Annotated in this window: 10 protein-coding genes; 6 read left to right on the top strand and 4 right to left on the bottom strand. The window is 65.2% G+C overall.

Translation table 11 applies throughout. The features are described from left to right. Nucleotides 1-86: 86 nt before the first annotated feature. Nucleotides 87-3,710: a DNA translocase FtsK gene (locus tag P3T42_RS20230; protein ID WP_429307048.1), complete on the bottom strand. Its 3,624-nt coding sequence runs from the start codon at nucleotides 3,708-3,710 to the stop codon at nucleotides 87-89. Between the two features lie 198 nt (nucleotides 3,711-3,908). After that, on the bottom strand, nucleotides 3,909-4,559 hold the full coding sequence (locus P3T42_RS20225; protein ID WP_429307047.1) for an META domain-containing protein: 651 nt from the start codon (nucleotides 4,557-4,559) through the stop codon (nucleotides 3,909-3,911). Between the two features lie 169 nt (nucleotides 4,560-4,728). On the opposite strand from P3T42_RS20225, the gene purT reads away from it, so the two are divergent. The 6 genes from purT to P3T42_RS20195 all read left to right on the top strand — a co-directional run bounded on the left by purT (nucleotide 4,729) and on the right by P3T42_RS20195 (nucleotide 11,862). Continuing rightward, nucleotides 4,729-5,943: a formate-dependent phosphoribosylglycinamide formyltransferase gene (gene purT / locus P3T42_RS20220; protein WP_429307046.1), complete on the top strand. Its 1,215-nt coding sequence runs from the start codon at nucleotides 4,729-4,731 to the stop codon at nucleotides 5,941-5,943. Nucleotides 5,944-6,075: 132 nt separating this feature from the next. Next, nucleotides 6,076-6,288, top strand: coding sequence for a DUF6726 family protein (locus tag P3T42_RS20215; RefSeq protein WP_074301966.1), 213 nt, complete (start codon nucleotides 6,076-6,078; stop codon nucleotides 6,286-6,288). 27 nt (nucleotides 6,289-6,315) lie between these two features. Next, nucleotides 6,316-6,684, top strand: coding sequence for an MliC family protein (locus P3T42_RS20210; protein ID WP_074301965.1), 369 nt, complete (start codon nucleotides 6,316-6,318; stop codon nucleotides 6,682-6,684). A 213-nt stretch (nucleotides 6,685-6,897) separates the two neighbouring features. Beyond that, nucleotides 6,898-8,550, top strand: a complete 1,653-nt coding sequence (locus P3T42_RS20205; RefSeq protein ID WP_074301964.1) for an acetolactate synthase large subunit — start codon at nucleotides 6,898-6,900, stop codon at nucleotides 8,548-8,550. Between the two features lie 68 nt (nucleotides 8,551-8,618). Then, nucleotides 8,619-10,055 (top strand): aldehyde dehydrogenase family protein, encoded by a 1,437-nt coding sequence (locus P3T42_RS20200; RefSeq protein ID WP_074301963.1) that lies wholly within the window; start codon nucleotides 8,619-8,621, stop codon nucleotides 10,053-10,055. 325 nt (nucleotides 10,056-10,380) lie between these two features. Next, nucleotides 10,381-11,862: a DEAD/DEAH box helicase gene (locus P3T42_RS20195; protein WP_074301962.1), complete on the top strand. Its 1,482-nt coding sequence runs from the start codon at nucleotides 10,381-10,383 to the stop codon at nucleotides 11,860-11,862. A gap of 505 nt (nucleotides 11,863-12,367) precedes the next feature. On the opposite strand, the gene gluQRS is transcribed toward P3T42_RS20195, so the two are convergent. Together gluQRS and P3T42_RS20185 are read right to left on the bottom strand one after the other, a co-directional pair. Further along, nucleotides 12,368-13,408 carry a tRNA glutamyl-Q(34) synthetase GluQRS gene (gluQRS, locus tag P3T42_RS20190; protein ID WP_429307045.1) on the bottom strand — a complete coding sequence of 347 codons (1,041 nt, stop codon included), beginning with the start codon at nucleotides 13,406-13,408 and terminating at the stop codon, nucleotides 12,368-12,370. A 53-nt stretch (nucleotides 13,409-13,461) separates the two neighbouring features. Beyond that, the gene (locus P3T42_RS20185) at nucleotides 13,462-14,325 is read right to left on the bottom strand and encodes a sulfurtransferase (RefSeq protein WP_074301960.1); all 864 of its coding nucleotides are present in this window, start codon (nucleotides 14,323-14,325) and stop codon (nucleotides 13,462-13,464) included. Between the last annotated feature and the right edge of the window lie 179 nt (nucleotides 14,326-14,504).

Here is a 14,504-nt window from a genome sequence, read left to right as displayed (position 1 = left end):
CGTCTTGAACCCTAAGCAAAACGGGCCTCGGAAGCATGCATGCCTCCGAGGCCCGTTTCATTTTCTGACGCAGCAGCGGCTTTCGCCTATTCAGCCGGTCCCGGTGCGAGCACTTCGCGGCTACCGTTGATGCCCATCGACGACACCAGTCCCGCCGTTTCCATCTGTTCGACGAGTCGCGCTGCGCGGTTGTAGCCAATGCGCAATTGCCGCTGCACCGACGAGATCGACGCGCGCCGCGTGCGCACCACGAAGGCGACGGCTTCGTCGTAGAGCGGATCGGCTTCGGCGTCCGGCGCGTCGCCGAACAGGTCCTGGGTCGCGCCTTCGCTGGCGGGGCCGTCGAGAATGCCTTCTTCGTATTGCGGCTCGCCGAACTGCTTCAGATATTCGACGATCCGATGCACTTCCTCGTCGGCGACGAACGCGCCGTGCACGCGCTGCGGATAGCCGGTGCCCGGCGGCAGGAACAGCATGTCGCCCTGGCCGAGCAGCGATTCGGCGCCCATCTGGTCGAGAATCGTACGCGAGTCGATCTTCGAGGACACCTGGAAGGCGACCCGGGTCGGAATGTTGGCCTTGATGAGGCCGGTGATCACATCGACGGACGGGCGCTGGGTGGCGAGGATCAGGTGGATGCCGGCGGCGCGCGCTTTCTGCGCGAGCCGCGCAATCAGTTCTTCGATCTTCTTGCCGGCGACCATCATCAGGTCGGCCAGCTCGTCGATCACCACCACGATCAGCGGCAGCGTGGCGAGCGGTTCGGGGGCTTCGGGCGTCAACGAAAACGGATTGCCGAGCTTCTTGCCGGCGGCCTCGGCATCGCGGATTTTCTGATTGAAGCCGGCGAGATTACGCACGCCGACCGCCGACATCAGCCGGTAGCGCTTCTCCATTTCGCCGACACACCAGTTGAGCGCGTTGGCGGCGAGCTTCATGTCGGTGACGACCGGGGCGAGCAGATGCGGAATCCCTTCGTAGACCGACAGTTCGAGCATCTTCGGGTCGATCATGATCAACCGCACTTCTTCGGGCGTCGCCTTGTAGAGCAGCGACACGATCATCGCGTTGATCGCCACCGACTTGCCCGAGCCGGTCGTGCCGGCCACCAGCATGTGCGGCGCTTTGGCGAGATCGGCGACCACCGGATGACCGGTGATGTCCTTGCCCATCGCAAGCGTAAGCATGGAGTGCGAATGCTGGTAGACGTTCGCCTCGAGGATTTCCGACAGGCGGATGGTCTGACGCTTCGCGTTCGGCAGCTCGAGACCCATGCAGGTCTTACCGGGAATCGTCTCGACCACGCGGATCGAGGTGAGGCCGAGGCCGCGCGAGAGGTCCTTCATCAGGCCGACGATCTGGCTGCCGCGTACGCCGAGCGCGGGCTCGACTTCGAAGCGCGTGATTACCGGGCCGGCCGATGCGCCCACCACCGTCACCGGCACCTTGAACTCCTGCAGGCGCTGTTCGATCAACTGGCCGGTTTCGGCGAGCCGTTCTTCGGAGACGGGTTCGACATCGGTGTCGGCGCGCGCGAGCAGGTCGAGCGTCGGCAGTTCGACGCGCGACGCAGCGGGCGCGCGGAATTCGAATACGGTGGGCGTGTGGCCGCTGACCGGAGCGCGCGGCGCGATGGGTTCGTTGGCCGGTTCGCTGCGCGGCAGGGTGAACGGCGCGGGGGTGGGGGCGTCCTGGGGCGTAGCGTTCGGTTCGGCGAAAATCTCTTCGATTGCTTCGTCGCTTGCTTCGTCGTGGACTCCGGCGAAAGCGGGTGCGGTGTCGCGGATGGCGGTTGAGGCGCTGACGTGGTCGAGCGGGTCGTCGTCGGGATTGTCGATATGGTCCGACAGCGGCTCGCGTGTAGCCTGGGCGTCGATGCTCGCAACGTTCGCCGCCGCGAAGCCGGGGAAGCGCACGACGTTCGATGGGGTAGGGGCGGGCGCGGACGGCGGCGTTGCGGCGTCCATTTCCGTTTCCCATGGCGCGAGCGCTTTGTCGATGACGAGCTCCGCCGCAGGTGCGTGCATCGCATTTGCAGCGCTCGCGTGGTCGACGTTCGGCGTGGCCGGTGCCTCGCCACTGTCCATGTGCGCGGGTGTGTCGACGGCGGCGGGAAGTACCTGGGCGGATGCTTCAATGGGTTTATCCACCGGCGCATCGTCAACCGGCGACCCGGCTTCAGGCGACACGATAGGCCAGCTCACCGGTTCGGCGAGTTCGTGGTGTGCGGTGACGGGGGCCTCGGCGGCCGGCTCGCCCAGAGGCGCGCTGGACGCATCGACCGTTGCCGCCTCGCTCGCCGGCATAGGAGTTGGAGTCGGCGCTGGAATTGGCGCAGGCGCAGGTGCCGGCGCAGGCGCTGCCGTTGGCGTCTCATGCGTCACGTCCTCCGCAACCGGCATAGCGGGCACGTCGTTCGCAAACCTGATCGCCTCTGGAACCGTGCGTCGAGCGAGGCTCGCGCCTGCGATGGTTGTCCAGCGAGCCGCGTTCTCTTCGATGCTGCGCAGCGTCTCCTGCACGCTGGCGGGCGGGGTGACGTGTTCGGTCGTTGCTGCGGGCCGCGAAAAGCTCGGGGCGCGCGAACCGGAGACGGCCGGGTGTCGATGCGCCTGCGCCGCGTTGGCGACCGGTCGCTGCGTTTGCGTCGGAGCGGGCGCCGGTGAGGGGCGTGAGGCGGGCGTAGCGGCGGAGGGCGTGCCGGGGCGCACCGGCTGATTGACGTGTTGCGCCGAAGGCGCGCGGTTCGCGGCTGCCGGGGAAGCGGGCGCCGCGCCAGGTGCGACCCGACCAGGAACGATTCCCTTCGACGGAGCCGCCGTGCCGCTCGTCCCGGCCCCGACGCCCCGCGCTACTGCAGCTCCGCGCGCCGCCGAACCCGGCTCGCGCAACCAGCCCGCCGGCGCGACGGGTTCAGCCGGCGCCCACGCAGCCGCCTTGTCGATCGCAGCACCGGTATGCTGAGCCGGCGCCGGTCCAGCACCTTGCCGAGCCGGCGTACCGGCCCGTGTCCGTCCCGCCTGGTCAGCCGCTGCGGCTTGACCGCGCGGCGTCGCATTTCGTGCTTGCCAACCCGCGCCACCCGGCGCCGCACCCGCCGCGCGCGCGTCGCCCCCCAGCGCATCCTTACCCAGCGCGTCCTTCCCGCCAGCCAGACCGGCCGCGCCAGCACCCGCTCCACGCGTCGCAGCCGGCGGCCGCCACACGGTCGGACGCGCATAGCGGCCTTTGGTCTTGGGGGCCATCGTATTGGTTGGCGTCGAGGCGTACGGAGGCAGCGTGTCGTCGACTGTGCTGCGGCGGCGCGCGTCTTCATCGCGTTTGGCCAGCCCGCGGCTCAGGCCGAGGCCGAATGCCGAATCCGCCCACAAGGCGACACTGCTCCAGCGAAACTCGAGCAGCCACGGCAGGCTCACCACCAGCAGGCCGAGCATCACCAGCGGCGTGCCGACGTGGCCCAGCAGCCGGCCGAAGCCGGCCGCCAGCGCATGCCCGAAGCCGTCGACGCCGACCATGCCCACCATGCCGAGCAGCGACGCCTCCAGCGTGCAACTCGCCACGAGGACGCAGACAAAGCCGAGCCACAGCCGGATCGTGCCGGGCCCGCGCAGCCCGACGCCGCCTGGCAGCACAGACTTCACGAGACGCCACAAGAGAGGAAGGAACCAGACGGCCGACCCGCCGAACCAGCCGAAAACTACCGTGTGCATGCTAGACATCAACGAATGACGGATCCGCGAAAACGCAATCCGTCGAGTTTAAACCGGCGAAGCACGACGCTTCGAAGACAGCGGCAAGCGGGCGGCCTGTGCCTGCCTGACCCGCCTGAAAAAAAGCACGGCAAGCGGCGCGGCCCGAGCGGACGTCGTCGATCCCCGCAGCGCCCAGGCTAAGCGCCACCCGCGCGCTCATTTTTCATCGTGCCGCGCGAAAACCAGCTTGTCGCCATTGTCGAGGATCAACTGCAACTCCTGCGGCGGCCGCATCTGCACACCGGTGTGGTCGATGTGTCCGAGCGCGTCGAGATAATCGCCTTCGATCTGGCCGCCCGGTGTGGAGCAGGCCATCCGCGTGCTGCCCAGCGTCCCGAAGCTCAGCTTGCCGTCCTTCAGCGCGTAAGTGCCCATGTAACGGTTGCATCCGGAAAAGCCGCTGGCATGGCGCTGGCCGGTAGCCGTCGACAGCGTGAGCGTGATCGGCGCACCGCTGTCGGCGCCCGGAATGGTGCGCATCGTGCCGTCCGCCTGCTTCCAGCCGGTGAGGTCCCACGACGTATCGTCGAGCAATTGCGTCGCGGCCGGGTTGAACGGGTCGGGCGGCGGCGCTTTGGTATCCGGATGGGTGGGCATGGCGCAGGCGCTCAGCAACGCCGCCACGCTCAGCGCGGCAAACGTGGCGCGTCCCGGCAGACGCCCCCGCGAGCCGGACGGCGCGAACCGCGGTGCAGTGGATGGTGCGACACGGGCTGCAAACAACGGTGCAAAAACCGTGGCGACACGGGGTGCAAGCAGCGCTGCAACGAGACGCGCAAGACGTCGCGCTGAAGACGTTGGGAACATGGCGTCGGTCCTCTTCAAACTGGCGAAGGCGTAAGGGTAACGCACTCAGGTTGCCGCACGCGAGCGCTCTCGCGCACGGCACGGCGCCGAGCGTCCGGTGCAGAGGTTGCGCATGTTAACATTGCTGATCTACCCATTCCATCTCATCTGACATTTTTCTGGAGACTCCATGCAGATCGGCCAACGGATCGGCACCCCGCTTTCGAACTCGGCGACGCGCGTCATGCTGCTCGGCGCGGGCGAGCTGGGCAAGGAAGTGATCATCGCGTTGCAGCGCCTCGGCGTGGAAGTGATCGCGGTCGACCGTTATCCGAACGCGCCGGGTCATCAGGTCGCGCATCGCGCCCATGTGATCGACATGACCGACCGCGCCGCCTTGCGTGCGCTGGTCGAGCAGGAACGCCCGCATCTGATCGTGCCGGAAATCGAAGCCATCGCCACGGATGCGCTGGCCGCAATCGAAGCCGACGGTCTCGCCGAAGTGATCCCCACGGCGCGCGCCACGCAACTGACGATGAACCGCGAAGGCATCCGCCGTCTCGCCGCCGAAGAGCTCGGCTTGCCCACGTCGCCGTATGCGTTCGCGGATTCGCTCGAGGAGCTGAAGGCGGGCATCGCGAAGGTGGGTTATCCGTGCGTCGTCAAGCCGGTGATGTCGTCGTCGGGTAAGGGGCAGTCGGTGCTGAAGAGCGAGGCCGACGTCGAACCGGCCTGGCAATACGCGATGGCCGGCGGTCGCGTCAATCACGGCCGCGTGATCGTCGAAGGCTTTATCGACTTCGAGTACGAAATCACGCAATTGACCGTGCGCGCGATCGATCCGGCAACCGGCGAGACGAGCACGTATTTCTGCGATCCGATCGGCCACGTGCAGGTGGCGGGCGACTACGTCGAGTCGTGGCAGCCGCAGCCGATGAGCCCGCTCGCGCTCGAACGTTCGCGCGATGTCGCGCACAAGGTGACGGCGGCGCTCGGCGGCCGGGGTCTGTTCGGCGTGGAACTTTTCGTGCGCGGAGATGACGTATGGTTTTCGGAAGTGAGTCCGCGTCCGCACGACACAGGGCTCGTCACGCTGTGCTCGCAACGTCTGTCCGAGTTCGAATTGCATGCGCGGGCCATTCTCGGTCTGCCGGTGGATACGGCGCTGCGTGCGCCGGGGGCGTCGGCGGTGATTTACGGCGGTCTGGACGAAGCCGGTATCGCGTTCGAAGGCGTGGCGGCGGCGCTGGCCGTGCCGGATGCCGATCTGCGGTTGTTCGGCAAGCCGGAGAGTTTCGTCAAGCGTCGCATGGGCGTGGCGCTCGCCACCGGTGCGGACACCGACGAAGCCCGTGTCCGTGCGAAGCAGGCTGCGGCAGCGGTGCGGCCGGTGTCGGCGAAATAAGTCGTGGAATGAGCGGCGCAATCGGGTTGTCGTCCACGCAACCCGCGTGATCCGCGCACCTTGTACGATCCGCGCGTCACGCATCCCGCGTGCATGCGGATCGTTGAAGTATCGAAGGCAGGAGAAGGACCCATGAGCTCAGACACCCGCCAGATCGCGCGGCTTCGCCGGACCGGGCGCCTCGGTGCGCTGGGCGTGCTGGTCGCGCTGTGCGCGGGACTGGCCGGCTGCGGCCTCGCCGCGGCGCCGTGCCGGGTGGCGTCGGCCGGTCTGAAGATTGTGCCGGTAGTCGGCCACGTAGCGGCCGCGCCTACCGACGCATGCGCGGACGTCATCGATCCTTGAGCAGCTAACCACCTAGCGAGGCAGCGGATGCGGAAATGGCTCGTCGCGGTAACGAGTGTGCTGGCAGTCGCGGCGTCGACAGGCAGCGCGTGGGCTGCGCCCTTGCGCCTTGCTGAAATTCAGACCAAAGACCGGCAGACCCACAAATACACCTGCGCCACCGGCAAGATCCTGCAGGTGACCTACTGGAACGCCGCGAACGGCCAGAGCTTCGCGCTGGTGCCCGTCAAAGGTCAGCCGATGCTGTTCGTCAATACGCTCTCCGCGTCCGGCGCGAAATACCAGGCGGGCAGCTACACCTGGTGGACCAAGGGTCCGCGCGCCGACCTCTACGATGCGACGGCGGGCGAGAACGCTCCGCCGGTTCTGTCCGACTGCGTCACGATCGTGCGGTAGCGTGGGCAGCCACGTGGCCATGCCCCCCATGCTGCATCGCCGCACCCTCGTCATCCCTGCCGGCTTGCGCGCAGTTTTTTCTCCCAGGTAGTAAGCTGTTCGACGCGTCCACTCCTTACTACGTGGCCGCGCCCGTCATCGTCTTCGATCATCCGTCCCGGATCCCACTGCGTGGGCGTGCCGTCCGCGCTCGTTCGTCAAGCGAGACTCTCAATGAAAGCATCGGATCTGTTCGTCAAGTCGCTGGAAGCTGAAGGTATCGAGTACGTGTTCGGCATTCCAGGGGAAGAAAATCTCGATCTCCTCGAGTCGCTGCGCCGCTCCAAAATCAGGCTGATTCTCACCCGTCACGAGCAGGCGGCCGGTTTCATGGCGGCGACCTATGGGCGTCTGACGGGCCGCATCGGCGTGTGCCTCTCGACGCTCGGCCCGGGCGCCACCAATCTCGTCACGGCCGCCGCGTACGCCCAGCTGGGCGCCATGCCGATGCTGATGGTCACCGGCCAGAAGCCGATCAAGACCAGCAAGCAGGGGCACTTCCAGATTGTCGACGTGGTTCGCATGATGGAGCCGCTCACCAAGTACACGCGGCAGATCGTGTCCATCGGCAACATCCCTGCGCTGGTGCGCGAAGCGGTGCGGCAGGCGGAGGAAGAACGCCCCGGCGCCGCGCATCTGGAATTGCCTGAAGACGTCGCCGACGAAGAGGGTGACGGCAAGCCGATTCCGAAGAGCTTCAGCCGCCGTCCGGTTGCCGAAGAGAAGGCGGTCGCGCGGGCGGTCGAAGCCATCACGAGCGCGAGGCATCCGCTGCTGATGATCGGCGCGGGCGGCAATCGCAAGACCACCACCAGGATGCTGCGCGAATTCGTCGACCAGATCGGCATTCCGTTCTTCACCACGCAGATGGGCAAGGGCGTGATCGACGAATCGCATCCCCTGTGGCTCGGCAATGCCACGCTCTCCGACGGCGATTTCGTGCATCGCGCCATCGATCACGCGGACTGCATCATCAATGTGGGCCACGACGTGATCGAGAAGCCGCCGTTCTTCATGCGCAGCGGCGACGCGGGCGAGAAGACCGTGATTCACGTGAATTTTCTCGGCGCGGAAGTCGACCCGGTGTATTTCCCACAGATCGAAGTAGTGGGCGACATCGCCAATGCGGTGTGGCAAATGAAGGAGAGTCTCAAGGAGCGTCAGGAGCACTGGGATTTTTCGCGCTTCAAGGAGATCAAGGCGCACTTCGAAGAGCATCTGGTCAAAGGGCAGCTCGACGACCGTTTCCCGATGTACCCGGTGCGGATCGTCAACGACGTCTACGAGACCACGCCGGTGGACGGCATCGTGTGTCTGGACAACGGCATGTACAAGATCTGGTTCGCGCGCTACTACCGGGCCCACGAACCGAACTCGCTGCTGCTCGACAACGCGCTGGCGTCGATGGGCGCGGGCTTGCCGTCGGCGATCGCGACCAAGATCGTGCATCCGGACCGCAAGGTGATGGCGGTGTGCGGCGACGGCGGCTTCATGATGAACTCGCAGGAGCTCGAGACGGCGGTGCGTCTGAAGCTCGATCTGGTGGTGCTGATCCTGCGCGACGACGCCTTCGGCATGATCCGCTGGAAGCAGGAGAACATGAACTTCCCCGACTACGGCATGACGCTGCAGAACCCCGACTTCGTGGCCTATGCGCAGAGCTACGGGGCCAAGGGTCACCGCATTTCAGCGGCCGGGGAGTTTGCGCCGCTGTTGCGCGAATGCTTCGCCACGCCGGGCGTGCATGTAATCGACCTGCCGATCGACTACTCGGACAACGAGCGCGTGCTGAACCGCGAGATCAAGCGCCTGAGCGCGCAACTCTGAATCCAGCCGGGGCATGCGGCTTGCTGCATGCCGCCGGTCGAGACAGCTCGCATCAAGGAGAACGTGTCATGTTGAACAAGACCTACCCGTACTACCTCGCGAATGTGGCGGTGGCGGCCAATACCGATCTCGAAGTCACCGACAAGTTCAGCGGCGAGGTGGCCACCCGTGTCGCGATGGCGGACGCCGCGGCGATCGACAAGGCGATCGGCCACGCCGTCGAGGCGATGCCCGCACTGCGCGCGTTCCCGCCGTTCAAGCGCCAGGCGGTGCTCGAACACTGCGTGAAGCGCTTTCGCGAACGCTACGACGAACTGGCGATGGCGCTGTGCATCGAAGCCGGCAAGCCGATCAACGATTCGCGCGGCGAAGTCACGCGGCTGATCGATACGTTCAAGGTGGCCGCGGAGGAAGCGGTGCGCATCGACGGCGAGATCATCAATCTGGAGATTTCGCCGCGCGCGAAGGGCTATCACGGCTACGTGAAGCGCGTGCCGATCGGGCCGTGTTCGTTCATTTCGCCGTTCAATTTTCCGCTGAATCTGACCGCGCACAAGGTGGCGCCGGCGCTGGCCGCGGGCGTACCGTTCGTGCTGAAGCCGGCGAGCCGCACGCCGGTCGGGGCGCTGATCATGGGCGAGATTCTCGCGGAAACGGACCTGCCCAAGGGCGCGTTTTCAATCTTGCCGGCCCACCGCGACGGCGCGGACCTGTTCACCACCGACGAGCGGTTCAAGCTGCTCTCCTTCACCGGTTCGCCGGCGGTGGGCTGGGAGCTGAAGAAAAAGGCCGGCAAGAAGAAGGTGATTCTGGAACTGGGCGGTAACGCGGCGGCGATTGTGGACGGCGATCAGGGCGGCAAGCTCGACTATGTGGTCGAGCGGCTGGCGTTCGGCGCGTTCTATCAGTCGGGGCAGAGCTGCATTGGCGTGCAGCGCATTCTCGTCCACTCGAGCCTCTACGACGCGTTGCGCGAGAAGCTGATTGCGAAGACGAAGTCGCTGATCATGGGCGATCCGAAGAACGAGAAGACCTTTGTCGGGCCGATGATCTCCGAGTCGGAGTCGAAACGTCTGGCCGGCTGGATGGAGAGCGCGGTGCTGGACGGCGCGAAGATCGTGGCCGGCGGTAAGGTGGAGGGCGCGATGTTCGAGGCGACCTTGCTCGAAGGCGTGAAGCGCGATTCGGACCTGTATCGCAAGGAAGCCTTCGGTCCGGTGGCGATTCTGGAGCGCTTCGACGACTTCGCGGCGGCGCTCGCGACCGTCAACGACAGCGACTTCGGCCTGCAGGCGGGCGTCTTCACGGATTCGCTCGCCCATGCGCATCAGGCGTGGGACCAGTTGGACGTGGGCGGCGTCGTGATCAACGACGTGCCGTCGTTCCGCGTGGACAATATGCCGTATGGCGGGGTGAAGGACTCCGGGCTGGGGCGCGAGGGCATCCGCTACGCCATCGAGGACATGACCGAGATGCGGCTGATGGTGATGCGCGAGACGTGGTGAGCCGGGCGGCTGGGCTGCTTCGCTGTCACGGGACTGTCGTCTGCGTGGCCTAGTCTGTGCGGGCCTGTGGCCGTTCCCGCCGGGTTTGCGCCCCTTTGTCCGGGGCGTGAGCAGAAAGCGGGCGTGTGCGCCATGAGTGTTTTTGCTGAAGTGCTACAATACCGGCCTTTCCGGCGGGTGTTTCCGTCGGCCGGAGCCGGCTGCATCCTTCCCTGACGAAATCGGGACTTTGCGGCACGCCGTGGCTCCGCTTCATCCTGATGCCCTCCGCGGCCCCGGCCGCTGCCGCGCCCCCCGCGCAGGCGCATTTTTAGCGAAAGCCACCATGTCCGACACAGCCGTCACGCCCAGCACCGAGACTTTTGACCAGTTTGGCCTTGCGCCGGACATCCTGAAAGCCATCGTCGAGCAGGGTTACACCACGCCCACGCCGATCCAGGCGCAGGCGATCCCTGTTGTGCTGTCGGGACGCGACGTCATGGGCGCGGCCCAGACGGGGACCGGCAAGACCGCGAGCTTTTCGCTGCCGATCATCCAGCGCCTGCTGCAGCACGCGAGCACGAGCGCCTCGCCGGCGCGCCACCCGGTGCGCGCGCTGATTCTTACGCCGACCCGCGAATTGGCCGACCAGGTTGCCGCCAACGTGCACGCTTACGCCAAGCATACGGCGCTGCGCAGCGCGGTGGTGTTCGGCGGTGTGGATATGAATCCGCAGTCGGAGCAGCTGCGCCGCGGCGTCGAGATTCTGATCGCCACGCCTGGGCGTCTGCTTGACCACGTGCAGCAAAAGACGGCCAATCTGGGCCAGGTGCAGATGCTGGTGCTCGACGAAGCCGACCGTATGCTCGACATGGGCTTCCTGCCGGATCTGCAGCGCATTCTGAATCTGCTGCCGAAGGAACGTCAGACGCTGCTGTTTTCGGCGACCTTCTCCGGTGAAATCAAGAAGCTGGCTGCGACCTATTTGCGCAATCCGCAGACTATCGAAGTGGCGCGCAGCAATTCGACCGCGACCAATGTTACGCAGACGGTTTATGAAGTGGCCGAAGGCGACAAGACCGGCGCGGTGGTGCAACTGATTCGCGAGCGCGGTCTGAAGCAGGTGATCGTGTTTTGTAACAGCAAGATCGGCGCGAGCCGTTTGGCGCGCAGTCTTGAGCGCGACGGTGTGGTGGCGACCGCGATTCACGGCGATCGTACGCAGAATGAGCGTATGCAGGCGCTTGACGCTTTCAAACGCGGTGAGATTGAGGCGCTGGTGGCGACGGATGTTGCTGCGCGTGGGCTCGATATCGTTGAGCTGCCGGCTGTGATTAACTTCGATCTGCCGTTCAATGCCGAAGATTATGTGCACCGGATTGGGCGTACCGGGCGGGCTGGGGCTTCCGGCGATGCGCTTTCTTTGTGTAGCCCGAATGAGCGCAAACAACTCGCCGATATCGAGAAGCTGATCAAGCGGCCGCTCGATGTGCAACGTCTCACTGTTGATGTGCCTGTGCGGCATCATCATGAAGAGCGTAGTCCGCGGCGGGAGCGCGAAGGGCGCGAAGGTCGCGAGGAACGGGGGAGTGGGCGGCGTCGTGCTTCCTCTGGTTCCGGTGCTGGCGGTTCTTCGTTCGAACGGCCGCATCATCATCGGCAAGCTCCTGTTGATGATTTCTTTTCCAAACCTTATGAGCCTTCGCCCTCCAGTCGCAAAGCCGATGAGGTTGCCGATGTTCCCGTGAACAAGGTGGCTTCCAAGCAGCCGCTCGCTGCGTTGTTGGGTGGGTTTGGGATGCCTGTCAGGAAGAGTACTTCGTCGTAAGGTGGGGGTTTCTTTTGCCTGCGGCGGCGTTTGGTTGGTGGGCTTCTGGTTTTGGCCTTTTCTTGTTTTTGGCCTTTCCTTGTTTTCTTCGTGGTCTATTGGCGTCGCCCCTGTGCGGGGCAGCACCTACTTTTCTTTGCCGCCGCAAAGAAAAGTAGGCAAAAGAAAGCGGGCTCACACCGCTAGCTCGTAGGTGTCCACCTCTGTTTGGCCGCCCGGAATGGTCCGAGACGAGATCCGCCCTCGCACCGCCCTACCCCGTGACACAGCAGTCTTCCGCTCCAGCGCGCGCTGCGCGCCGCCGTTAGGTCATTCCCACCCCTCGGTCTTTGCTTCTACTCCTTCTACTCCTTCTACTCGGTTGTGTCGCCGTGCTCGCTTCGCGCCGCAGTTTCGCCGCTCGCCCGCTCAACAGTTGTCGTCCCATTGCCCTTCTTCGTCAACGGGTTGCTGCTTCACTCTCTAAGTGTCGAGTGCCCGATATCTCGCCGCCGCAGTGGCCCCCTCATTTGAAGCGTCGGGCCCAAGCCTTTGTCGCGGCGGCGTAGAACGATTCCAGCGAAGTGTGCGTCTGATCGCCCGTATTCATATCCAGGTTCAAGTGCCGCGCCGCCGCGTGCAGGGCGTCCAGCGGGCGGCTTGTGTCGAGTGCCGTGGCGCCCGTTTGCTTGCTTAACTTCTCGCCGTCGCGGTTTGTTACCACCGGAACATGCAGGTACGCCGGCGTCGGTATACCCAGGCATCGCTGCAGATAGATCTGGCGCGCCGTCGAATCCAGCAAATCCGCGCCTCGCACAATGTGCGTGATCCCCCCGTCAGCATCGTCTATCACCACCGCCAGTTGATATGCCCACTGGTCATCCGCTCGCCGTAACACGAAGTCGCCAACTTCAGTTGCCAGGTTCTGCGTCTGTAATCCCTGCCAGCGGTCGTCGAACGTGATCGTCGCAAAACCCCGCTCAGGAGTTCCCGGTGCCCCCTCGGCGGCTATCTCTGCAGCTATTCCCGCAGTACCTCGGTTAGCCACCGGTGCGACTTTTCCCGTGGCCTCGTCGCCGTTGTTCCCGGATATGTTCAACGCAGCGGTCTTTCCGTCGTCGTTCTTACCGTCATCCCCGTCCGGCACGCGCAACCGCCACGCACGCGCAGATTTGCCGCGCAGGCCGTTGCGGCATGTGCCCGGGTAAGCGAGGGTGGTATTGCGTGAGTGCGCGTTCAGCAACGAATCGCTGATCTCTCTACGCGTACAGCCGCATGGATACACAAGACCCGCGGTCCGCAGTTGGTCCAGTGCCTGCTGGTAGCGCGCGGTACGCTCGCTTTGCCAGATCGGCGGCTCGTCCGCGCGCAGGCCAAACAGGTCCAGCGTCGCCAGGATGTCCTCCGCCGCGCCAGGCACCGTCCGTGGGCCGTCGATGTCCTCGATCCGCACCAGCCACGCGCCGTCATGCGCGCGCGCATCCAGCCAGCTCGCCAAGGCGCTGACCAGCGAACCAAAATGCAGAGGTCCAGTCGGAGAGGGGGCAAATCGGCCGCGGTAGCTCATGTTCCGGTTCTCTATCCAGGCCAACTACCCGCACACGTACGCCGCCGCAATCCTCACGCCGCACGCGCGGCGTTTCGCTCCGGATGGCACTCCGGGCATGTCTTGCCGGGTACATACAGCGGTGACTGCTGCGCCTCCGGGCTGACCACCGCGCGGCAGCCGAAGCATTGCGCCGTTGCGGTTGGCTTCAGTTCGGGATCGAGCGCAGTGCGGTAGTCGAACACGAAGCACTCGCCGTGATAATGCGCGCCACCCACTTCCTCGAAATACTTCAGGATGCCGCCCTCGAGCTGGTACACGTTCTCGATGCCCACTTCCTTCATGTGGATCGCCGCCTTCTCGCAACGAATCCCGCCCGTGCAGAACGACACCACCGTCTTGCCTTCCAGGTCAGCACGGTTCTGCTCGATGACCGCCGGAAACTCGCTGAATTTCTCAATGCGGTAGTCGAGCGCGTCGTCGAACGTGCCCACGTCCACTTCAAACGCATTGCGCGTGTCCAGCATTACCACCGGGCGCCCTTCGTCGTCGTGGCCGCGGTCGAGCCACGCCTTCAGCGTAGGCGCATCCACAGACGGCGCGCGACCCAGTTCGGGCCGGATTGCCGGCTTCTTCATGGTGATGATCTCGCGCTTCAGCTTCACCAGCATGCGGCGGAACGGCTGCTTCCCGGACAGGCTCTCCTTGAACTGCAGGTTCGCAAACTTGCCCTCGAACAGCGGATCGTGGCGGATATAGTCCATAAACCCATGCGCAGCTTCCGGCGTGCCCGCAACGAACAGGTTGATGCCTTCCGGCGCAAGCAGGATCGTGCCCCGCAGGCCGAGCGCATTGCACCGCTCGGTGACGAGCGGGCGCCACTCGGCAGTGGCTTCGAGGGTGGCAAATTGGTAGGCGGCGAGATTGACGATGCTCATGATGGTCCAGCAGTAAAGTGGCCCGGCGGCGCAGCAGACAGCGCAAGCGGCACAGGGTGGCCGCGCGCGTGGCGCGGCCACGGCAAACAGGGCGAAACCCGTATTATCCCTCAAGCGGCCGGATTGCCCGAGTCGGCCGAATGGCTATCCGGTTGCGGCAGCGCAAGACGTCAGGGAAT

Source organism: Paraburkholderia sp. GAS38 (assembly GCF_050434965.1).
GTDB lineage: Bacteria > Pseudomonadota > Gammaproteobacteria > Burkholderiales > Burkholderiaceae > Paraburkholderia > Paraburkholderia phenazinium_A.
This window is presented reverse-complemented; position numbering and strand designations above follow the sequence as displayed.

Excerpts from the sequence above, each read along its gene's own strand:
- P3T42_RS20215 (WP_074301966.1), top strand. The coding sequence starts at position 6,076 with ATGAGCTCAGACACCCGCCAGATCGCGCGGCTTCGCCGGACCGGGCGC.
- P3T42_RS20225 (WP_429307047.1), bottom strand. The coding sequence starts at position 4,559 with ATGTTCCCAACGTCTTCAGCGCGACGTCTTGCGCGTCTCGTTGCAGCG.
- P3T42_RS20210 (WP_074301965.1), top strand. The coding sequence starts at position 6,316 with ATGCGGAAATGGCTCGTCGCGGTAACGAGTGTGCTGGCAGTCGCGGCG.
- P3T42_RS20205 (WP_074301964.1), top strand. The coding sequence starts at position 6,898 with ATGAAAGCATCGGATCTGTTCGTCAAGTCGCTGGAAGCTGAAGGTATC.
- P3T42_RS20200 (WP_074301963.1), top strand. The coding sequence starts at position 8,619 with ATGTTGAACAAGACCTACCCGTACTACCTCGCGAATGTGGCGGTGGCG.
- P3T42_RS20230 (WP_429307048.1), bottom strand. The coding sequence starts at position 3,710 with ATGCACACGGTAGTTTTCGGCTGGTTCGGCGGGTCGGCCGTCTGGTTC.
- gluQRS (WP_429307045.1), bottom strand. The coding sequence starts at position 13,408 with ATGAGCTACCGCGGCCGATTTGCCCCCTCTCCGACTGGACCTCTGCAT.
- P3T42_RS20195 (WP_074301962.1), top strand. The coding sequence starts at position 10,381 with ATGTCCGACACAGCCGTCACGCCCAGCACCGAGACTTTTGACCAGTTT.
- P3T42_RS20185 (WP_074301960.1), bottom strand. The coding sequence starts at position 14,325 with ATGAGCATCGTCAATCTCGCCGCCTACCAATTTGCCACCCTCGAAGCC.
- purT (WP_429307046.1), top strand. The coding sequence starts at position 4,729 with ATGCAGATCGGCCAACGGATCGGCACCCCGCTTTCGAACTCGGCGACG.